General features: G+C 49.1%; 16 protein-coding genes. 5 read left to right on the plus strand and 11 right to left on the minus strand.

What is annotated here, in order from left to right:
* Window positions 1–73: 73 nt before the first annotated feature.
* From ACZM6M_RS12165 to ACZM6M_RS12175, 3 genes are all read right to left on the minus strand, one after another.
* Entirely contained in the window at window positions 74–1,036 is a 963-nt protein-coding gene (locus ACZM6M_RS12165; RefSeq protein WP_418493833.1) for an FAD:protein FMN transferase, read from the minus strand.
* Between the two features lie 181 nt (window positions 1,037–1,217).
* Window positions 1,218–2,672, minus strand: a complete 1,455-nt coding sequence (guaB, locus tag ACZM6M_RS12170) for an IMP dehydrogenase (RefSeq protein ID WP_337433205.1) — start codon at window positions 2,670–2,672, stop codon at window positions 1,218–1,220.
* Window positions 2,673–2,829: 157 nt separating this feature from the next.
* Window positions 2,830–3,324: a DUF6106 family protein gene (locus tag ACZM6M_RS12175; RefSeq protein WP_066543648.1), complete on the minus strand. Its 495-nt coding sequence runs from the start codon at window positions 3,322–3,324 to the stop codon at window positions 2,830–2,832.
* A 126-nt stretch (window positions 3,325–3,450) separates the two neighbouring features.
* Between ACZM6M_RS12175 and feoB the strand changes: the two genes are divergently transcribed.
* The 4 genes from feoB to ACZM6M_RS12195 all read left to right on the plus strand — a co-directional run bounded on the left by feoB (window position 3,451) and on the right by ACZM6M_RS12195 (window position 9,796).
* Window positions 3,451–5,769 carry a ferrous iron transport protein B gene (gene feoB, locus ACZM6M_RS12180; protein WP_418926317.1) on the plus strand — a complete coding sequence of 773 codons (2,319 nt, stop codon included), beginning with the start codon at window positions 3,451–3,453 and terminating at the stop codon, window positions 5,767–5,769.
* 98 nt (window positions 5,770–5,867) lie between these two features.
* Entirely contained in the window at window positions 5,868–7,496 is a 1,629-nt protein-coding gene (locus ACZM6M_RS12185) for a VanW family protein (protein ID WP_489490450.1), read from the plus strand.
* A gap of 17 nt (window positions 7,497–7,513) precedes the next feature.
* Window positions 7,514–8,440, plus strand: a complete 927-nt coding sequence (locus ACZM6M_RS12190) for a LysR family transcriptional regulator (RefSeq protein ID WP_066543643.1) — start codon at window positions 7,514–7,516, stop codon at window positions 8,438–8,440.
* Between the two features lie 168 nt (window positions 8,441–8,608).
* The gene (locus tag ACZM6M_RS12195) at window positions 8,609–9,796 is read left to right on the plus strand and encodes an iron-containing alcohol dehydrogenase (RefSeq protein WP_066543641.1); all 1,188 of its coding nucleotides are present in this window, start codon (window positions 8,609–8,611) and stop codon (window positions 9,794–9,796) included.
* Here the strand turns inward: ACZM6M_RS12195 and ACZM6M_RS12200 are convergent.
* The 8 genes from ACZM6M_RS12200 to ACZM6M_RS12235 all read right to left on the minus strand — a co-directional run bounded on the left by ACZM6M_RS12200 (window position 9,793) and on the right by ACZM6M_RS12235 (window position 19,983).
* On the minus strand, window positions 9,793–10,395 hold the full coding sequence (locus tag ACZM6M_RS12200) for a hypothetical protein (RefSeq protein ID WP_337932810.1): 603 nt from the start codon (window positions 10,393–10,395) through the stop codon (window positions 9,793–9,795). The two genes, ACZM6M_RS12195 and ACZM6M_RS12200, sit on opposite strands and share 4 nt — an antisense overlap.
* Before the next feature lie 136 nt (window positions 10,396–10,531).
* Window positions 10,532–11,872, minus strand: a complete 1,341-nt coding sequence (locus ACZM6M_RS12205; RefSeq protein WP_417046146.1) for an aspartate aminotransferase type Ic — start codon at window positions 11,870–11,872, stop codon at window positions 10,532–10,534.
* 397 nt (window positions 11,873–12,269) lie between these two features.
* A complete protein-coding gene (locus tag ACZM6M_RS12210; RefSeq protein ID WP_418926314.1) occupies window positions 12,270–12,791 on the minus strand; it encodes a CBS domain-containing protein in 522 nt (173 codons plus the stop codon).
* Window positions 12,792–12,954: 163 nt separating this feature from the next.
* On the minus strand, window positions 12,955–13,731 hold the full coding sequence (locus ACZM6M_RS12215; protein WP_418926313.1) for a murein hydrolase activator EnvC family protein: 777 nt from the start codon (window positions 13,729–13,731) through the stop codon (window positions 12,955–12,957).
* Window positions 13,732–13,773: 42 nt separating this feature from the next.
* Window positions 13,774–14,763 (minus strand): SpoIID/LytB domain-containing protein, encoded by a 990-nt coding sequence (locus tag ACZM6M_RS12220; RefSeq protein WP_340276701.1) that lies wholly within the window; start codon window positions 14,761–14,763, stop codon window positions 13,774–13,776.
* Window positions 14,764–14,825: 62 nt separating this feature from the next.
* Entirely contained in the window at window positions 14,826–15,863 is a 1,038-nt protein-coding gene (locus tag ACZM6M_RS12225) for a M42 family metallopeptidase (protein WP_337433236.1), read from the minus strand.
* A complete protein-coding gene (locus ACZM6M_RS12230; protein WP_489490455.1) occupies window positions 15,863–18,859 on the minus strand; it encodes a glycoside hydrolase family 3 C-terminal domain-containing protein in 2,997 nt (998 codons plus the stop codon). The genes ACZM6M_RS12225 and ACZM6M_RS12230 overlap by 1 nt, the downstream gene beginning before the upstream one ends.
* Window positions 18,860–18,885: 26 nt before the next feature.
* The gene (locus tag ACZM6M_RS12235; RefSeq protein ID WP_337932812.1) at window positions 18,886–19,983 is read right to left on the minus strand and encodes a P1 family peptidase; all 1,098 of its coding nucleotides are present in this window, start codon (window positions 19,981–19,983) and stop codon (window positions 18,886–18,888) included.
* Between the two features lie 418 nt (window positions 19,984–20,401).
* Between ACZM6M_RS12235 and thyA the strand changes: the two genes are divergently transcribed.
* Window positions 20,402–21,232: a thymidylate synthase gene (thyA, locus tag ACZM6M_RS12240; RefSeq protein WP_337433214.1), complete on the plus strand. Its 831-nt coding sequence runs from the start codon at window positions 20,402–20,404 to the stop codon at window positions 21,230–21,232.
* The last annotated feature ends 13 nt before the right edge of the window (window positions 21,233–21,245 follow it).

Raw genomic sequence — 21,245 nt, forward strand, 5'->3', positions numbered from 1 at the left:
CTCGTATTTCTGTATGTAAACACGTTCTCATTATATGGCAGCCTGCAAAAAATGTAAAGTTAAGTTTCTATATTTATGGGCTGCTGATAAAGGCCTCTGCTCCCTTAGAATAATGAAGCGTCCCATCCTCTGTAACAAATACCGCATACACGCCCTCTAAGGACTGTGCAAGCTCCATTCCTTCTTTCAATCCCAGCGCAAAACAGGCCGTGCTCAGTCCATCACCATCTACGGACTGCTCAGACAGGATCGTGACCTGAGTAAGGCCATTTTCATAGGGCCATCCGGTAGATGGATTCAAAATATGATGGTAATTGACTCCATTTTCCTCAAAATGGCGCTCATATACCCCGGAAGAAACTACAGACATATCACGGATATCCAAAGCCGCCACTGTCTCGGACCGCTCTGCAAAGGGCTTTTGAAGACCGATTTTAAATGGCTTATTCCCGGGCCGTTCCCCCAGACAAAGGACATTGCCTCCCAGATTGATAATGGCGCTCTCTACCCCCTGCTCTTTAAGATATTCTTTCATGCGGTCTGCAATATACCCTTTGGCGATCGCTCCCAGATCCATAGATACCAGATCATCTGCAAAAACCACTGTATTGCCGTTTACCGCAACTCTTTCATATCCTACCTTTAAAAGTTCTTTCCGGATTGCTTCCTCTGACGGTACATGAGGATCTGAGCCCGAAAAATCCCACAGACGGCTTAAGGGTTCTATGGTGATATCAAAGGCCCCATCTGACAGCCGGCTGTACTCCAGTCCTTTTTCTATCAGCTCCGCCGTATCCTGTGACACAGTAAACTCCCGTTCTCCCGGCTTTCTGTGGTTCATTGCATAAATTTCACTGGTTTCTATGGTGGTGCTGAACTTCTTTTCATATTCTGAGCAAAGCTCCGTCACCCCATCCAGGATCTCTTCCTCTCTGGAATCGTAAAGCGTTACCGTAATAAATGTGTTGAGCAAAAAAGAAGACCTGCTGACAGGTTCCCTATGCTTTTGGCACCCCGTCAGACAGGCCGCTATGATCAAAATTCCTGTAATACAAACTGCTATTCTCTTCTTATCCATGGTATTTATTCTAGCATTGGGGGGCAGGAAAGTCAAGAATACACCTGAATGCTTCTTTTCACCGATCCCATCTTTTATTTCATAAATAAAACCCGAAGAAAGATATCGCGCTTTCTCCGGGCTTTCTTTTCTCCCCCTCTTACTCGTCAATCGAATAGTTGGGAGCTTCTTTTGTGATGTGAATATCGTGAGGATGGCTTTCCTTTAAGGAAGCGGCAGAGATCTTCACGAATCTTGCCGTATTCTGCAGAGTGGGGATATCCTTGGCTCCGCAGTAGCCCATACCGGCTCTTAAACCGCCTAACAGCTGGAATACGGTATCCTCTACCATACCCTTGTATGCCACACGGCCTTCTACACCCTCCGGCACCAGCTTCTTGGCGTCGGTCTGGAAATAGCGATCCTTGCTTCCGTTCTCCATGGCAGCGATGGATCCCATGCCGCGGTATACCTTGTACTTACGTCCCTGGTACAGTTCAAAGGTACCCGGACTCTCATCGCAGCCTGCAAACATGCTTCCCATCATGCACACGCTGCCGCCTGCTGCGATCGCCTTTGTAACATCACCCGAATACTTGATGCCGCCGTCAGCGATAACCGGGATGCCGTATTCCTTTGCCACATTGTAACAGTCCATAACGGCTGTGATCTGAGGTACGCCGATACCTGCCACCACACGGGTCGTACAAATGGAACCGGGGCCGATACCTACCTTTACACAGTCCGCACCTGCCTCGATCAAAGCTCTGGTCGCCTCACCGGTAGCCACATTTCCTGCCACTACCTGAAGATCCGGAAATGCATCCTTGATCATCTTCACACAGCGGATCACGTTGGCAGAATGACCATGGGCAGAGTCAAGAACAATTACATCTACCTTTGCTTCTACCAGAGCAGCTACACGCTCTAATACATTAGCAGTAATGCCTACGCCGGCTCCGCAGAGCAGACGGCCCTGCTCGTCTTTTGCAGACAGAGGGTACTTGATCTGCTTTTCAATATCCTTAATCGTGATAAGACCCTTTAAATTGAAATTGTCATCTACGATAGGAAGCTTTTCCACTCTGGCTTTAGCAAGGATCGCCTTTGCCTCCTTGAGCGTTACTCCTTCCTTTGCAGTGACAAGATTCTCGGAAGTCATACATTCCTTGATCGGACGGCTGAAATCCTCCTCAAACTTCAGGTCACGGTTGGTAATGATACCCACCAGCTTCTTTCCCTCCGTAATAGGAACACCGGAAATACGGAATTTTGCCATAAGGTCATTGGCATCCTTTAAAGTATGTTCGGGGGAAAGATAGAAGGGATCTGTGATAACACCGTTTTCGGAACGCTTTACACGGTCTACTTCTTCTGCCTGTTCCTGAATAGACATATTTTTGTGGATAATACCGATACCGCCCTGGCGCGCCATGGCAATGGCCATACGGTGCTCGGTCACGGTGTCCATGCCTGCACTCATCAGGGGAATGTTAAGTTTGATCTTCTTTGTAAGATAGGTGGTTAAATCTACCTGATTCGGAATCACTTCTGAATAAGACGGAACCAGAAGTACATCATCAAAGGTAATGCCTTCGCCGATAATTGTACCCATTAAAACTTCCTCGCTTTCTGTGTGGTATACTGCCCTCAGCATCTTATTAGTATCTAATCCTAGCAAATTTTATTAGGATTGTCAAACCCATTTTCCCGTTATGATTCATTGAATTTACTAATAGGATTCCATCAGTGCCCCTAATATTTTGTTTCTCTTACTTCACGAATTTACGCGGAAATGTATGGCGCATGGCTGCCAGCATCTTTTCATTGGGCTCAATAAGAACTTTCATGGTGTCGGCTCCCTTCTGATACATCAGCGCATAAACTTCAGCACCCTGCTTTCCGGAGGTACAGTCCATAACCTTCATCCCCTGCTTGGCATAATCCTTCAGCATATAGGAATCCACCGGAGCGATCAGCTGTACATCATCCTTTTCACAGTCAAAGGCCTTTTTCCGTCTGGCCTTTCCCAGAATCCGGTCAATCCGCAGACCGCCCTCAGCAAACAGATACTCATATTCCACACTTAAATTCAGGAAAATAAAATAGGTACCGATACCTGCTGCTGTCATGATCACAACTCCGATCACCGTCTGCAGCGCCAGCAGTACGGAAAAGGCGCAGACAAGCACCATAATGATCTTTACCGGAAGGGCATAGATAGGATCCTTGCGCTTTACCAGCCATTCAATGTAACTTTCTTCCATAGCAAAACTCTCCTGTTGTCATTTTTTCTTCTTATTATACACCACTTCACCGGTTATTTCCAGTCACATTTTCCCGCCTGAACCATACTGTAATAATAAGAACAAACACGGGCAGGTATACGGATCGTGAATCCTTTCCTTTCCTTAAATGATATACAACCAGGGCAGACCGCCCGGGTAACGGAACTTCTTGTTTCCGGAGCCATGCGCAGGAGGCTTATGGATCTGGGGCTGACTGCAGACACACAGGTAGAATGCCTGGGCGTAAGTCCTTTAGGTGACCCGGTCTCTTACCGGATCCGGGGTGCAGTCATTGCCATACGGCGTGAATACAGCCGCCAGATCCGGGTGGATGGAAACGAAAATAAGAACCAATTTTCAGTGGCTCTGGCCGGCAACCCCAATGTAGGAAAAAGCACCCTTTTCAACAGCCTTACCGGCAGCTCCCAACACACGGGCAACTGGGCCGGGGTTACAGTTTCCTGTTTTAAAGGAAGCTGCTCCTCAAAAAAATACAACTATGTTTTCGCAGACCTTCCGGGAACGTATTCTCTTATGGCTCACTCTGCTGAAGAAGCGCTTGCACGGGACGGCATCTGTTTTGGGAACTGTGATGCCGCTGTGGTTATCTGTGACTCTACCTGTCTGGAACGGAACTTAAACCTTGTCCTGCAGATTCTGGAAACCGGAATTCCCGCCATGGTCTGCGTCAATTTCATGGACGAAGCAGCGAAAAAAAACATACGCGTTGATCTGCCGGCTCTCAGTCGGGAACTTTCTGCCCCTGTCGCAGGAACAACTGCAAGAAAAAAGCGCTCTCTGGAACATTTTTTAGACCGGCTGGATGAAACGGTCGATCATCCAGACACAGAGCCATTTCATATTTCCTATGACGCAGCTGTAGAACAGGCCATTTCCATGCTTCTGCCCTTTACAGAACCGCTCAGCAGCCGCCTTTCTCCCCGCTGGCTGGCCTTAAGACTCCTTGAAAATGATCCCGGCCTGCTTCGCTCTTTAAATACCTTTTTAGGCAGAGATCTGTCCGAGGATGATGCATTATGTCAGGCTGTCCGCCAGGCCCAGTCCCACCTGGATCAGGCCGGGATCTTTGAGGATGATTTAAAGGACCGAATCGTATCCGGCATCGTAAATACTGCGGAGTCCATTGCTTCCCGCACGGTCTCCCTTCCTGAAAAACCCTACGGCAAAAGGGATGCTTTTTGGGACCGCATCCTGACCGGGCGGCTGGCCGGATATCCGGCTATGATTGGTCTTTTGGCGCTCATTTTCTGGCTGACGATCACAGGAGCCAACTACCCTTCCGCCCTGCTTTCCTCCCTCTTTTTCTCCTTTCAGGAAAAACTTACCGCTGCTTTTATGGCAGTCAATGCGCCCCAATGGCTCCACGGGATTCTGGTTCTGGGTGTATACCGGGTACTGGCCTGGGTTATCTCTGTCATGCTTCCGCCCATGGCCATTTTCTTCCCTCTCTTTACCCTTTTGGAAGATTTTGGTTATCTGCCCCGGATCGCATATAATCTGGACCGTCCCTTCCAATGCTGCAAAGCCTGCGGAAAACAGGCCCTTACCATGGCTATGGGCTTTGGCTGCAATGCAGCCGGAGTAACGGGCTGCCGGATCATCGACTCGCCCAGAGAACGGCTCATCGCCATTCTTACCAACAGCTTCGTCCCCTGCAACGGCCGTCTTCCGGCCCTCGTAACTCTGATCACGCTGTTTTTTACAGGAGCTTCGTCCGCAGGTCCTATTTCCTCTCTCCGTCCTGCCCTGATCCTTACTTTTTTTATCCTTACCGGTGTTGCCGCCACCTTTTTTGTATCCCGCCTTCTGTCTGCCACGGTCCTTAAAGGTATGCCTTCCTCTTTTACTCTGGAGCTTCCGCCCTACCGCCGACCTCAGATCGGAAGGGTAATCTGGCGCTCCATTTTGGACCGCACCCTTTTTATTCTGGGCCGTGCCGCCGCGGTAGCGGCTCCTGCCGGGCTTGTCATATGGATTTTAGCCAATGTTTCCATTGGAGATATCAGCCTTTTGGCACGCTTTAGCGGATATCTGGATCCGATCGGGCACCTGATGGGGATGGATGGGGTAATCCTTATGGCATTTATCCTGGGGCTTCCGGCCAATGAAATCGTGATCCCCATCATTATTATGGCCTATACCTCTCAGGGAACCCTGATCGAACCAGGAAATCTTTCCGACCTTCATACGCTCCTTATCTCTCAGGGCTGGACCTGGGTCACTGCCCTTTGCACCATGGTATTTTTCCTGTTTCACTGGCCCTGTTCTACTACCCTTATGACGATAAAAAAGGAAACCGGAAGCTTAAAATGGACCTGTCTGGCCGTTCTTCTTCCCACAGCCTGCGGCGTTATACTGTGCATGGCAATTACTGCCTTCTCCCGGCTCTTGACTTTCCTTTAAGGTACCTATATAATAATTCCCAGTATTCACATATGAATAATATGATACCGGATTGAAAATCAGCCAGGTATCAAAACTATGTATATCCGGAGTTTAGAATGACAAACCATTACGATCACAGACGAAACAAAGCCTCCCGCTCTTCCTACCGCGGCCCCAGAAAAAGCCGCCGGCCTGCATCTGAAACGGAGAAGGGAAAATTCCTTCTTCCCCTGTCTGCCGCCGGAGCGGGAATCTTTCTTTTAGCCGCTGTCTCAGCCGTCACTATTTCCCATTTTAAAGGGAAACCGGCTGCGGGCAGCCATGAAACCTCGCTTTCTGAAACAGATGCCTCGCTTACCGCGCCTGCGGTAACGGTCAACGGCATTTCTCTGAACGGCTTAAGCCCGGATGAGAGCTTTGAAGCCTTAAACCAGCTTTTTCTTTGGGACATGAAAGCAGAATATGGAGAAGAACAGCTGGCTGTGGAAAATCCTTTATCGTCCCGGCTGAAGGAATGGATTGGAACACTCTGCCGTTCCTCCCAGTCCGGAGATCTGACCCTTACCCCTGCAAACCTGATAAACGAAGAATTAAAAAAGGAAATTTTAATCCAGGCAGAAACCTTTGCAAAAAAGTGGGAAACTGCACCTAAAAACAGCGGTCTGGATTATTTTGATCCACAAAAAGGAAGCTTTATATTTACCGAAGGCTGCTCCGGCATTGAAATTGATGAACGCCGGCTGGCTGAGGATATTCTTTCCGCTATCCGTGAAAACCGGCTGGATGCAGTAATCCCCGTTCATTCCGCAGACGCTGCCCCGCCTCTCTCCAAGGCCATGGCAAAAGAGCAGTACAAAACCATCGCTGCCTTTACTACGGAAACCACCAGCAATCAAAAACGCAACACAAACGTACGGCTGGCAGCAGAGGCCTTAAACGGCACCATTGTACAGCCCGGCGAGGAATTTTCCTTTAATCAGGCAGTGGGCCAGCGCACGGCTGAAAAAGGCTATCAGGAAGCAGCTGCATACAGCAGCGGCGCTGTGGTACAGGAAATCGGAGGCGGTGTCTGCCAGATTTCCAGTACCCTGTACCGGGCAGCGTTTAATGCGGGAATGGAAATTACCTTCCGCCGTTCTCACACCTTTGAGCCAAACTATGTGACTCCTGGACAGGATGCGGCCATCAGCTGGGAACAGCCGGATTTCCGTTTTGTAAACACCTCCAGTGCCCCCATTGGCATCCGGGCCAGCTATGCGGACCGCAAAGCCACTGTATCCATCTATGGGCTCCCTGTTTTGGAAGAAGGCGTTTCCTGGGATCTTTATTCTGAAAAGGTGGAGGAACTGCCTCCTCCGGAACCGGAATATGCGGAGGATCCTTCACTTGAACCCGGAACAGAAAAGGTGGTAAAGGCAGCGGTTCCCGGCAGCCGCTGGGACACCTATAAGGTAATATCAAAAGACGGGGAAGAAAGGGAACGCATACTGGATCATTCCAAGACCTATAAAGGCCATGCTGCGGTTATCCACAGAAATACTGCTTCTTCAGAAACTTCAAAGGCGGAGCAAACGCCTTCGGCTGCCCCCTATGAGACCAAAACAGGCCCTGAGCATCCGGCTTCTTCCGATCCTGCTCCAGCCGAAACGCTTCCCTCCGATGCTCCGTTCGTAGACGGAATGCCGGACAGCTATACTCCAAAAACAAACCCTATCATCCCTTTTCAGCCAACGGCTTCCTCTTAAAAGAAGGCAGGTGACTCATGAATCTTTCCTATTTAAAATACGCAGTAGAGGTAGAAAAAACCGGCTCTATCACCAAAGCCGCCCAGAACTTTTATATGAATCAGCCCCACTTAAGCAAAATCATACGGGAACTGGAGCGGGAGCTGGGAGAAGATATTTTTGACCGGACCAGCAGAGGCATGATTCCCACTAAAAAGGGCGAAGAATTTCTCCGGTACGCCAAAACCATCATGGCTCAGGAGGAACAGATCGAAGCCCTCTGCGCCCGAAACCGCAAACAGGCTCTGGAGCTTAAGTTCTGCGGCCCCAGAGCCACATATATCACCTGTGCATTTACGGATTTTCTCTGTGAAGCCAACACCAAATCCCCGGTAAATATCCACTATATGGAAACGAACTCCAGACAGGTCATTGAGCTGGTATCTTCCAAGGAATTTGATCTGGGGATCGCACGCTGTCCTGCTTTATATGAACCTTACTATAAAAAGCTGCTCCAGGATGAAAATCTGGACTCCTGCCTTTTATGGGAATTTTCATCCCTGGTTTTAATGGCTCCGGATCATCCTCTGGCAGGCAGATCCGGCCTGACCTATCTGGATCTGGGAAGCTCTCTTGAAATCATCCAGGGCGATTCCTCCAATCCCTCTTTTTCCTTTGAAATCCAGGAAACTTCAGCCACAGGAGGCGATTCCAGCCGTTCTGTGTCCGTTTATGACCGCGGAAGCCAGTTTGCCCTGCTGCGCCGTCTGCCCGGAGCCTATATGTGGACCTCTCCCATTCCCTACAGCGAACTGTCTGCCGAAGGCCTGATCCAGCGTCCCTGCGCTTATCCCGGAAATCTGCACAGGGATCTTCTGATCTTTCGAAAGGGCAGCCGCCGCTCTTCGGCGGAAACCGAACTGATCCATAGTCTGAACCGCATCGTAAGCCGGCTTTCGGACTGATTTAAGCGCTCCCTTCTCCCTCACAGTCTCCGTTCTGATAAGGACAAGCTGATAAAGGATATCCATTCCGGCATACCTGTATTCCATTTTCATATCTACCCGAACCTCTTTTCCTGTGATATTCTATGTTTGTTAAATAAATATCATTCTTCACAGGAGGTTTTACTCATGAGGTTTACATTACCAAGAGATCTGTATCACGGAAAGGATGCTCTGGAGGCATTAAAGACATTAACAGGAAAGAAAGCGATCGTTGTAGTAGGCGGCGGCTCCATGAAGCGTTTCGGTTTTCTGGATAAGGTAGTTGCTTACTTACAGGAAGCAGGCATGGAGGTTCAGCTGTTTGAGGGAGTTGAGCCGGATCCTTCTGTAGAAACTGTTATGAAGGGCGCAAAGGCTATGGAAGAATTCCAGCCTGACTGGATCGTAGCTGTAGGCGGCGGTTCTCCAATCGATGCTGCAAAGGCTATGTGGGCCTTCTATGAATACCCTGAAACAAGCTTTGAGGATCTGATCACACCATTCAGCTTCCCAACCCTGCGCACAAAGGCAAAGTTCTGCGCTATTTCCTCTACCTCCGGCACCGCTACCGAGGTAACTGCATTCTCCGTTATCACGGATTATGCAAAGGGGATCAAATATCCTCTGGCTGACTTTAACATCACACCGGATGTAGCAATCGTAGATCCCGCTCTGGCAGCTACCATGCCAAAGAAATTGACTGCTCATACAGGTATGGACGCTATGACTCATGCAATCGAAGCGTACGTTTCTACCCTTCACTGCGAATATACCGATCCGCTGGCACTTCATGCCATTGAGATGATCAACGAGTATCTGGTTCCATCTTACAACGGAGATATGGATGCCCGTGCCAAGATGCATGACGCACAGTGTCTGGCCGGAATGGCATTTTCCAATGCTCTTTTGGGAATCGTTCACTCCATGGCTCATAAGACAGGCGCCGCATACTCCGGCGGCCACATCGTTCATGGCTGTGCAAACGCAATGTATCTGCCAAAGGTAATCAAATTCAATTCCAAAAATCCTGAGGCTGCCGAAAGATATGCAAAAATTGCAAAATTCATCGGACTGGCCGGCAGCACCGATCTGGAGCTTACAGACGCTCTGATCGCCCGCCTGCGCGAAATGAATGAGCAGTTAGACATTCCAGCCTGCATTAAGGATTACGAAGGCGGAATCATCGACGAAGCTGAATTTATGGAAAAACTTCCAAAAGTAGCTGAACTGGCAGTAGGCGATGCCTGCACCGGCTCCAACCCAAGATCCATCGATCCGGAGCAGATGGCAAAACTGTTAAAGTGCTGCTTCTATGATGAGGAAGTAACCTTCTAATCTCCCCTGTTTTCAGGGAATGATCTTTGGTTATGCACCAGGATCCGCTCAACCAAACCCAGATATCCACAAAAGGCAGTGGTTACATACACTTCCAAAAGGCCTGTGATAAAGCCGGAGGCATACCACAGTACAAGAGCCGCTGCCGCAAGCTCTGCAAACAGCCAGAGCATCGGAAGAAACGGGTTGGGATCTGAGCGGATCTTTTCTTTTAAAAAGGAAAGCAGGGACAGGGATAAAAGAACAGGAAAAGAAAAGGAAAAAATCACATGGAGTAAAGAGGCCTTTGGAAAATGCTCCGGATCATAGGGGATCCATACGGATATAGCCAGAAGGATACAGGCCGTATACAAAAATCCCCTTCCTTTAATGCCCTCATATCCGCCCAGAGAAAACAGATATCTTATATAGAAAAAACTGTAGCTGCTGACAAACATCCCCCAGGCATACAGCCAGAGTTCCATACCGGGACTATTCCCGATGACCGAGATATTACTGTCCAGCCAATCCTCCCGGCAAGCCAGCCACAATGTAGCTCCCGGAACCACAAAAAAGGTAACAAAATCCCATTTTCCAGTATAAACTCCCGCTTCTTCCATCAATCGGCTCCTTTCTGAGTCATTCCTGCAGCTTTTCTCTGCCCGGAAAACCATCCGTGAACCAGTCATTCACGCACACAGGGAGTTCCCCGCCGAAACGGTGAACTCCCTGTTAGTATCTGAAGCTGTTTTATTTTTACTCTGGCAGTTGCTGGTCTGCCTCTTTTTTCTTTACAGGCTGTGGATTCTGCTCCATTTCCTTTAAAAGCTTCTCTGCGCTGGTAAGCTTAACACACAGGGCAAAGAGCTCGGTAGCCACGATTAGATCTCCCAGAGGCGGATAAGTTGGTGCAATACGGATATTGCTGTCATGGGGATCCTTTCCATATGGATAAGTAGCACCTGCGCCTGTCATCACCACGCCTGCCTTCTTGCACCGTGCCACAATATCCTTAGCACAGCCATCCAGAGAATCAAAGGAAATGAAATATCCTCCCTTGGGCTTAGTCCATTCTCCGATCCCAAGACCGCCTAACTCTCTTTCCAGAATTTCTTCTACTGCCTCAAACTTTGGACGGATAATATCCGCATGCTTTCTCATATGCTCCACCATACCATGGATATCCTTAAAGAAACGCACATGACGCAGCTGGTTTACCTTATCATGTCCAATGGTCTGATTCTTTAACTGGGCCTTGATATCCTCAAGATTATTATGAGAGGTAGCGATTGCCGCAATACCAGAACCTGGGAAACTGATCTTGGAAGTGGAAGCAAATTTATATACCAGATCGGGATTTCCTGCCCTCTTGCACTCTGCCAGGATCTCAATCAGGTGATCCTGATCGTGGTCATATAAATGATGAACGCCATAAGCATTATCCCAGAAAATACGGAAATCAGGCGCTGCGGGCTCCAGTCTGGCAAAACGGCGCACTGTCTCATCTGAATAGGAGTATCCCTGAGGATTGGAATACTTTGGCACACACCAGATGCCCTTGATCGCCGGATCAGAAGCTACAAGATGCTCTACCATATCCATATCCGGACCCTCAGAAGTCATAGGAACATTGATCATCTCAATACCGAAATATTCTGTAATAGCAAAATGACGGTCATATCCGGGAACGGGGCAGAGGAATTTCACATTATCCTGCCTGCACCAGGGAGTATTTCCCATAATACCGTGGGTCATGGCCCGGGAAACGGTATCGTACATTACATTTAAGCTGGAGTTTCCATAAATGATAATCGTCGAAGGATTTACCTCCATCATGTCTGCCAGGAGTTCCTTGGCCTCATCAATACCTGTCAGAACACCATAGTTGCGGCAGTCCGTTCCATCCTCACAGGTCAGATCATCGTCGCTGCTGAGCACATCCATCATACCCATGGAAAGATCCAGCTGGTCAACGCTTGGCTTTCCTCTGGACATATCCAGCTTTAAATCCCTGGTCTGAAACTCATGGTACTTTGCTTTCAGCTCTCTGCGAAGAGCCGTCAGTTCCTCTTTGCTCATCTCTGCATATGGCTTCATAATTTCCTCCTCATATTCCTCTCAGGGCATCGCAGATTCAGCTGAGCCGAACAAACTCTCATCTGAAACCGGCAGATACGCCTTGGAGTGTATTTATTAGACACACATCTGTCAGCCACTCTCTTACATTTTGCTGCATTGTAATAAAATATACACCAAAGGCTTCATTCCGTCAATACAAAATTTTCAGATATTTAATAGCGGAATAACCGCTCATTTCAGGACAACGAAAAGACCGGTCGGGGAACCGGTCTTTTCAGGAGAAGGTATTTCGTTTCTTATGGGGTGTAGCAAAACTATATAATGTATTGGGGGGGTTACGTCTATTATAATAGCATATCCGCCCCCAAAAGTGTGCACAAACTTTAAAAAATGTCTTTTTTGTTTTTATGCACTTTCACATCGTTTTTTCGTTCGCTCGTTCTTTCTCTGATTGAAATGCAACAGCAGAAGCCACATCCCGCTTCTTGTTCTCTGCATAGCCCGATCCGCAGCATGCCTTTGCATCTTCCTGGGCCTGCTGGGTCTTCTTATAAAAATACTGGATAATGTCCTTCCGGGTAATAATGCCGATAAAACACTTCTGATCATCTAACACCGGAACAAAATTCTGATTCAGTGCCTTTCCCATCAGATCCTCCATATCAGCGCCTGCCTTTACAGGACGGTTGTCCAGACGCCGGTGGATCGCTGTGATCGGGATCTTTTCAGCCCCCTTCAAGTCCAGATGATACTGATTTTTAATTCCCCAGAGCAGATCCCCTTCTGTAAGCGTTCCTATGTAGCGGCCCGTACGACTGATAATAGGGATGGCAGAATATCTGTGGTGCTCCATCTTTTCCAGGGCCTGGCGCAGTGTGTCATCCTCATTGATATAAGCCACCTCACTCTTGGGAGTAAGGAAAAATAATATGTTCATTGTTTCACTCCTCTTTTCGTTGTTATATTTATTATACAATAATGACATGAAAGTGCTATGAACAAATTCTTAAATTTTATAAAATTCATTCCAAACTTTCCCATTTTCTCAGCTTCAAACGAAAAGAGCCCGCCCGGTTTTATGTCTCCGGACAGGCTGGGCTTCACTCCATGTGGTTTAGGGGATCTACCGTTTCCCCCTTGTGCTTTAATTCAAAGAATACATTTACTCCCTCTACGGAATAATACTTGGTAGGCTCGGCTACATATCCTAAAGTCTGGCCTGCTTCCAAATATTCTCCCTCTGCGGCAGAAATCTCCTTTAACTGTCCGCAGACAGCGGTGTACTCATTTCCCAGATCCAGGACCACATAATTTCCGATTTCATCGCTGACTCCCACTTCCGTTACCCTGGCATTGGCAGGAGCAGCTACCGGAGCGCTCACATCCGACTGTATTACAATGCCGGGATTACATTTGTACTGATCCAAAGTGGGAAAATAGATTGTCTGATCCATGCTGTAATCCAACAGCACGTTTCCCCGGACCGGCCATACCATGGGGCTGGATTCCGTAAAGTTTAAGGCCAATGCATGAGCCGCTTCCTTTCCGGCTCCTGCCTCTGCTGCCCCATCCTGTTCTTTCGCCTCTGCAAGCAGATCATTCCCTTCATTGGGATTTTCCCCTGCGTCGGCTCCAACCGTTTCTTCCCTGTCTTCTTCCTGTGTTTTTTCTCTGGCGTCACTGGCGCCCGCCATCTGCAGCGCTTCCTCTGTAGGCGTATTTTTCTCCTCTGCCATATGGAGCATGGGGTCATTGGCACTGTTTTTCCCTTTTTGTACGGTCATAATTCCTGCTGCGGCTACCATAGTCAGCAGTCCTAATACCAGCATCACGAGAAACAGCTTATCCTTGAGCATCTGATTGACTTTCTCTTTCATCTTTTTATCACCTCGGTAGTATTCTTACCGGATTTAGGTGACTTATTCAGAAGAAAATGAAATGCCTGTATAAAAATATTCCAAAATTGCCTCTGCGCTCCATCCATCCTCTGCCAGAGCCTGAGCCTCCGTCTGGCTTAAGCCCCAGCCATGCCCCCTTCCCCTGACCGTAAAACGAACATCACTGCCATGACGGTTCAGTTCAAAGCAGGCAGACGGAAGGCCCAGAGCCAGGCGGACTTCTTCCCCGTTAAAGGGAAATCCCCCGATCTGAAGCTGCAGTGCATACCCGGCTTCGTCTCTTGAAATAATCTGCACCTGTTCGGGAAATGCTTCCGGCGGTATGGTACGAAACGATCCATCCCCAGCCGGAATTGCGGACACACGCTTTGCGGCCTCTTCCGGCTGCATGATCATTTCCTGCACAAATCCCTCCTCCTCAGGATCATGGACACAGGATACGGAAGCCAGATAGGGATGTTCCTCATCTCCCGGACGGGTAAAACCGGTCGTCGTGTGCGTAAATAAAGGGTCAATAAAATGGCCCTCCCAGGTAAGCGTAACCCCTTCTGTCTCTCTGGCTGCCTTCTCAAACCGGCTGTAATATTCAGGAAAAATTTCTGTCCCCCAAAGCGGCTCCATCTGATTATTTCTATTTTTTTCCAGTCCAAGAGAAGATTCCGGTATTTCCTCCTCAAGACCCATCTGTTCCATCTGACGGCAGATATAGGTCCTTGCCAAAATGGTCTGGGCTTTTATCGCCTCCGGATGAGACTCTGCCGAAATCTGTCCTGCCACCACAATGGGAAGATACGTTTCCAGATCTACCGTTTTTTCCGGTGGATCTTCCATGTCCATGCGGATTCTGCGAAAAGACCGTTTTTCCCGGGAATCAGAAGCCCAAGCAGCCGAAAGAGCCTCCTGTTCCTTAAGCCCGCCGGGCTTTGCCAAAGAAGTGCCTAAAAGAGCCATAGAACAGCCATAGGGAACAGCCAGCGACATGATCAAAATAAACAGGATGCGCCTGTCCATAAAAAAAGAAGCTCCTTTTTTATCCTCTGGATATTATATGGAGCCTCCCTTTTTCATATTCCCTATCCCAGATATGCCTGGATCAGACGGAATGTATTGCAGACGCCGTCCTTATGGCTGCGCTCATAACCATGGGACGCGTAAACGCCGGGACCGATCAACGCATGGCGGATGTCATGACCAGAGCGGAGCGTGGTTTCCACATCGGAGCCATAATGAGGATATACATCCACAGCATAGCCGATCTCATGCTCCTTCGCCAGCTCCACCAGCCGGCAGACAACCTCATAATTGTAGGGGCCCCCGCTGTCCTTTGCACAGATCGAAACCTCATGCTCCGTACAGGTAAGTCCGTCTCCCACACAGCCCATATCCACCGACCAGGCCTCTGTAACGCCTTCAGGCACAGAAGCAGAGCCTCCGTGTCCCACTTCCTCATAAATGGTAAAATGCGCATATACATGGCGCTCAGGAACCACCTTTTCCTCCTTTAAATACCGTCCGTATGCCAGCAGGATCGCTGCAGACAGCTTATCATCCAGAAAACGGCTCTTGATATAGCCTGAAGCTGTAACCCTGGTCCTCGGCTCAAAGCATACATAATCACCTGCCATGATCCCCAGCTTCACGGTATCCTCTTTTGTTTTTACACATTCATCCACTAAAACCTCTACTGTATCCCAGCTGCGCTCCGTTGTTTCGTAGTTTCCGTTCACATGGACAGACGCATTGACAAGCTGGCAGACGCCCTCATAGACGTTCCCTCCCTTTGTAATGATGCGCACGTTTTCAGCCTCTGCATTGGCAGGCTTCATGCCGCCGATATTGGTCAGTTTAAGGCGGCCGTTTTCCTTGATCTGGGAAACCATACCTCCGAGGGTGTCGCAGTGGGCTTCCAGAAGGATGCCGTTCTCATCCTCTTTTCCTCCAAAGTCAGCAATCACTCCGCCTTTTATGGTCCGGCGGGCCGGGATCCCCAAAGCGGCAAACTCCTTTAATAAATACTCCGTCACATAATAGCCATATCCGGAAGGACTGTCGATGGCTAAAAGCTTCTTTGCCTGTTCTACGGCATATTCTGTATATTTCTCAAACTGCATCATTTTTTTCTCCTTTTTTTCTTATTTTTCTTTGGACAGGCCTGACCAGGCATAATCCAGAATTTCATGGCAGGATAACTGATCACCACCTGAGCCAGGATATTAAGCCCGTTGGCACAGGTAGGAGCAAATGCTTCAGGGACTCCCAAACCTGCAAAAAGCTTCTGGCTCCAAGCCGGCAGGGCAGCCGAAAGGATCACAAGAAACACTGCCAGCAGGATATATCGGGGCGCTGCCCTGCTAAATGCGGCATCCGACCGGAAAACCCAGTTTTTCTGAACAAAGAAATTTACCATCTGGGCCAGAGCTGTGGCTGTAAGAAAGCTTAGAAAACCGCAAATCCCCAATGCATCTTCCCCATAATCAAATATGAAAAACCGGAAGGGAATGTCTGCCAGCCCCTTAAAAACCCAGCCTGTACACAGCCACATTACCACAAAATTAGTAATGGTAGCACAGTTGGAAAGAAGATTAAACAGGATAAATTCCCACAGCTGCGGATGGGCTTTGCTCCATGGGTTTCCCACATTCGGTTCCGTCTTATCCTCCGGCGCCGTCTTACCTTTCAGCGCCTGCTCATACCGCCTCTCCAGACGCCTGTTTTTTAAAAATCCCCTTATAAAGCCAGTGATACCATAAAAATGGCGGCCGTTTGCCGCATAGGTTAACGATTCGGCCATTTCCATGGAAATCCAGCCTCCTGTCATCTTCGCCATGGCCCGGAACGGCATATTATACTGAAAAAGGGTATTTAAATCAGGAATGCCTTTCTTCTGCGCGTTCTCAAGGCGGTGCTTTAAAATCCGGCATATCAGCCTTGCCAGCGGACTTTTGGCATAATACATCTGGCAGAGAGCATCGTTAATCCCCAGTTCCCCCTTCCAGCTTCCGTCCGGAATGGGACAGCCTAACAGGCGCTCGTACTCCTCATCCGGCACAGACCGGATCCGGCCGGAAGCATAAGAGGGAAGCTCGTTCACCTCCCATGGAAGGCTGTCTGTGGTTCCCTCCTGAAAAACTTCCCCTTCCAGACGGATATCCGTAAGCCCGGAACCAATGCTGATGCGGTAAAAACCTCCTTCCCTCTCCCACTGTCCGGTTCTTCCGTTCCAATACCGGAAGGTCATAGAATCAAAGGGAAGAAACACCTCTTTTTTCTCCCCAACCTTTAAAAACACCTTGCAAAAGCCCTTTAATTCCCGTTTGGGCCGAAAAATACGTGCTCCGGGAAGGCCTGTATAGAGCTGAATGATCTCTGCGCCGTCCCTGCTGCCTGTATTTTCAAGCACAAAGGACACCCCCTCAGGTGTGATCTTTAAACCGCTGTAGTCAAATTTTGTATAGGACAGTCCAAAGCCAAAAGGAAAACGGATTGGAACGCCTGCTGTGTCATAATAGCGGTATCCCACATAAATCCCCTCCCGGTACTCAGAATTTCTCTCTTTGGAAGGATAGTACTGAAAGGACGGGGTGTCTTCGTATTTCACCGGCCAGCTTTCTGCCAGCTTTCCGCATGGGTTTAATTTTCCTGAAAGAAGGTCTAAAACGGCGCCGGCTCCCGCCTGGCCCCAGAGTCCTCCGTAAAGAAGCGCCTTTAGATGGCCTTCCCAGGGCATTTCCACCACACTTCCTGTACACAGAATCCCTACAACCGGAAGCTCCAGGCGGGAAAGCCGCTCTAAAAGGTGAATCTGATTTTCCGGTATCCTAAGATGGCTGCGATCCATTCCTTCCGTCTCCCAGGATTCATTGAGCCCAAAGAAAAACAGGATCTGATCTGCCGTTTTTGCCAGGTCAACAGCCTCTTTTTCCAGCGCTGCATCCTGCCTTCCATCCCGGAGATATCCTCTTGAAAAACCGGAAACAGTGATTCCCATTTTTTTCCATTCAAGCCCCGTCTCCCCTTCCAGACATTCCTTTACAGAATCCACCTTCCAGGCATTTACCATGGAAGAACCGGCCCCCTGATACCGGGATTCATAGGCAAAATCGCCGATTACGGCAATCCGGGTACCGGATTTAAGAGGCAGGGTATCCGTTTCATTTTTTAAAAGCACCACACTCTCTGCACAGGCTCTGCGCGCCAGATGGTGATGGGCTTCATAAAGCGTTTCCCTCTCCGGAGAATTCTCTGGCATTTTATTTTGTTTGAACATTTTCTTCTGTCCAGGGAGCAGGTTCAGGATCTCTTCCACCCGTTCATCCAGATCCTGTTCCGTAATCCTGCCTTCCTCTACTCCCTTTAAAAGCGCTGCGGCAGAGCTTAAGCCGGGAGCCGGCATTTCCAGAGAAGAACCGTTTTTCACTCCGGCACAGTGATCGTTCGAGCCGCCCCAGTCTGTAATGACGGCTCCGCAAAAGCCCCACTCTTTTCGCAGGATTTCCTTTAAAAGATGGGGATGTTCATTGGCATAGATGCCGTTTACCTGATTATAGGAAGTCATGAGCGCCCTGCATTTTCCCTCTTTTATTGCGGTCTCAAAGCCGGTGAGATAGATTTCCCGCAGAGTTCTCTCATCCACCACCGCGTTCATCGTCATCCGCCGCAGCTCCTGGCTGTTTACTGCAAAGTGCTTGGGGCAGGCAGCGATTCCCTGGCTCTCTACTCCGCGGATAAAGGCAGCCGCCATTTTTCCGGAAAAATAGGGATCCTCGGAAAAATATTCAAAATTCCGGCCGCAGAGCGGATTTCTCTTGATATTTAATCCCGGCCCCAGAAGAATATCCACACCCTGATCTGCGGCTTCTTCCCCCAGGGCAGCTCCGATCGCTTCCTCCAGCTCCTGATCCCAGCTGCAGGCCATAAGGGAAGGGCACGGAAAACAGGTGGCCGGAAGGGATGGATTCAGGCCTAAATGGTCTCCCGTTCCGGCCTGGCGGCGCAGACCGCTGGGGCCGTCGGAACACACCATAGAAGGAATCCCCAGTCTGGGAATATCCCTGGTTTCCCACTCTCCCTTGCCGCCTAAAAGCGCCGCCTTTTCCTGTAAAGTCATACGCGGGATCAACGTCTTATAGGAATTCAATGAATTTCTCCCTCCTGGGACAGAATGTCACTCAGGCTGCGATAGTATTCCCCCTTCAGCCCCCTCGTTTCCCCTGCCGCTGCCATGGAATTGAGAATCGCTTCCTCTTCTGCCTCTGCTGCTGCCAGAAATGCACGGTTGATGGTCTCCTCAGGGATGGCAGTCAGGGTACGAAGCTCTTCCTCTTCTCTTCGGAGCCCTTTCGTTGGAACACGGTTCGCTGTAGTAAAGCCGATCATCACTTCCCCGCTTCCGTGGCCTGTGTAGGCGCCTGTACGGGCAATCCCCACTCCCAGACGGCGGATGATACGGGTAAGCTGCCTGTCTGTCACCGGAAGATCCGTTGCCAGAATACTCATAATGGATCCCTTATCCTGTTCAGAAAAAGCCGTCTTTTTCACCGGATCCTCTGCTTCATTTCCATACTTTTCCAGAATTTCCCGTCCAAGGGGTCTGCCGTCAACCATCAGATCTTCCGTTGCCCCGAAATTGGACTGAACCAGCACGCCGATGGTATACTCCTTCTCTCCCACCTTTATGACTCTGGAAGATGTGCCGATCCCGCCTTTTAAGCCATAACAGATTGTTCCGGCTCCGGCTCCCACATCCCCTTCCTCCGGATCTTCCCCGGCAGCGTCAAAGGCTTTCTTTACCTGCCCTGCCCCAATGGCCCTGAGGGAAATCCGGTTAATGCGGCTGTCATTGCATTCTCCTACCACGGGATTGATGCTTAAAGCCTCTGCACCGTCATTTTCACACTGCCTAAGCACATATTCTGCCACAGCGTCCCATACTTTCCCCACATTCAGCGTATTTGTAAGGGCAATGGGAGTTTCCAGCGTACCAAGTTCCTGAATCTGTATCAGTCCGCAGCTTTTTCCAAAACCGTTGTGCACATAGGCGGCCGCTGTATAAGGATTTAAAAAGGCATTATCCGGCCCCGGAAGGATCACTGTAACGCCTGTATGAATCTCTCCTTCTTTTACCGTACAGTGTCCTACCCGCACTCCGGGAACATCCGTTATCTTATTCCTCTTTCCCGTCTTTATCCGCCCCGGCATGATACCATAATCCCGAATCCGTTTCTGTGTCATCACTCTTTCCTGCCTTTCCTTCTGCTCATAATATGCTGTCCCCAGTATACCGTTTTCCCTGTGTTTTGTAAATGTTTTGAGATATCTCCCTTGAGTTTCCGCATTTTGCAGTGCGCCCTGGAGCCTGCTGTGCCGGGTGACTTTGGAGGTCATTAGAAAACCTTAGAGGATCAATTTTTTCGTTAAAAGCCATATCAAACCTGTATGAGCGCAGCGAGTTTTTGATATGGTTTTTGCTTTTAGAAAAAATTCAGCCTCTTAGATTTTCTTATGACTGGAAACCGGAACCCGGCACAGCAGACTCCAGGGTGCGGTGCAGAATGCGGAAACTCAAATATCTCCATATTGTCACCCGGCCCCATATCTGCTATACTCAGAACTGCAACATACTATCACTGCCATCAGGAGGATACAATCTATGAGCTATGCAGACCAGCTTTTTATACAAAACTGTAAAGATATTTTAGAAAACGGCGTCTGGGACACAGACCATGAGGTACGCCCGGTATGGGAGGATGGGACTCCGGCTCACACCATCAAGCGCTTCGGCATCGTAAACCGTTACGATCTTACAAAGGAATTTCCCGTTATCACCCTGCGCAGAACCGCGTTTAAATCGGCTGTAGACGAGCTTTTATGGATCTGGCAGAAAAAGTCCAACAATATCCATGACTTAAAAAGCCACATATGGGATTCCTGGGCGGATGAAACGGGAAGCATCGGAAAGGCCTACGGCTACCAGCTGGGCGTAAAGCACCATTACAAAGAAGGGGAGTTCGATCAGGTAGACCGGATCCTCTATGACTTAAAGCACAATCCATTAAGCCGCCGGATCATGTCCAACATCTACAATCACCATGATCTCTCTGAGATGAACCTCTATCCCTGTGCCTACAGCATGACCTTTAATGTATCAGGGAATACCTTAAACGGCATCTTAAACCAGCGTTCTCAGGATATGCTCACTGCCAACAGCTGGAATGTCTGCCAGTACGCAGTGCTTCTTCATATGTTTGCACAGGTAAGCGGCTTGAAGGCCGGGGAACTGGTTCATGTGATCGCAGACGCCCATATCTATGACCGCCATATCCCCATGGTAGAAGAACTGATTAAAAAACAGCCCTTTGAAGGCCCCACGCTTTGGGTGGATCCTGAAGTGAAGGATTTCTATCAGTTTACCACGGACAGTTTCCGACTGGAAAACTACCAGTTCCATCCCTTTGAGCACAAAATCCCGGTTGCAGTCTGATGCAGCCGGGACC

The sequence above is a fragment of the Enterocloster sp. genome, assembly GCF_057861365.1.

What these genes read in the sequence shown, in the direction of transcription:
- thyA (WP_337433214.1), top strand. Translation starts at nt 20,402, where the DNA reads ATGAGCTATGCAGACCAGCTTTTTATACAAAACTGTAAAGATATTTTA.
- ACZM6M_RS12215 (WP_418926313.1), bottom strand. Translation starts at nt 13,731, where the DNA reads ATGAAAGAGAAAGTCAATCAGATGCTCAAGGATAAGCTGTTTCTCGTG.
- ACZM6M_RS12235 (WP_337932812.1), bottom strand. Translation starts at nt 19,983, where the DNA reads ATGACACAGAAACGGATTCGGGATTATGGTATCATGCCGGGGCGGATA.
- ACZM6M_RS12220 (WP_340276701.1), bottom strand. Translation starts at nt 14,763, where the DNA reads ATGGACAGGCGCATCCTGTTTATTTTGATCATGTCGCTGGCTGTTCCC.
- ACZM6M_RS12205 (WP_417046146.1), bottom strand. Translation starts at nt 11,872, where the DNA reads ATGAAGCCATATGCAGAGATGAGCAAAGAGGAACTGACGGCTCTTCGC.
- ACZM6M_RS12200 (WP_337932810.1), bottom strand. Translation starts at nt 10,395, where the DNA reads ATGGAAGAAGCGGGAGTTTATACTGGAAAATGGGATTTTGTTACCTTT.
- guaB (WP_337433205.1), bottom strand. Translation starts at nt 2,672, where the DNA reads ATGGGTACAATTATCGGCGAAGGCATTACCTTTGATGATGTACTTCTG.
- ACZM6M_RS12230 (WP_489490455.1), bottom strand. Translation starts at nt 18,859, where the DNA reads ATGACTTTACAGGAAAAGGCGGCGCTTTTAGGCGGCAAGGGAGAGTGG.
- ACZM6M_RS12195 (WP_066543641.1), top strand. Translation starts at nt 8,609, where the DNA reads ATGAGGTTTACATTACCAAGAGATCTGTATCACGGAAAGGATGCTCTG.
- ACZM6M_RS12185 (WP_489490450.1), top strand. Translation starts at nt 5,868, where the DNA reads ATGACAAACCATTACGATCACAGACGAAACAAAGCCTCCCGCTCTTCC.
- ACZM6M_RS12225 (WP_337433236.1), bottom strand. Translation starts at nt 15,863, where the DNA reads ATGCAGTTTGAGAAATATACAGAATATGCCGTAGAACAGGCAAAGAAG.
- ACZM6M_RS12190 (WP_066543643.1), top strand. Translation starts at nt 7,514, where the DNA reads ATGAATCTTTCCTATTTAAAATACGCAGTAGAGGTAGAAAAAACCGGC.
- ACZM6M_RS12210 (WP_418926314.1), bottom strand. Translation starts at nt 12,791, where the DNA reads ATGAACATATTATTTTTCCTTACTCCCAAGAGTGAGGTGGCTTATATC.
- ACZM6M_RS12175 (WP_066543648.1), bottom strand. Translation starts at nt 3,324, where the DNA reads ATGGAAGAAAGTTACATTGAATGGCTGGTAAAGCGCAAGGATCCTATC.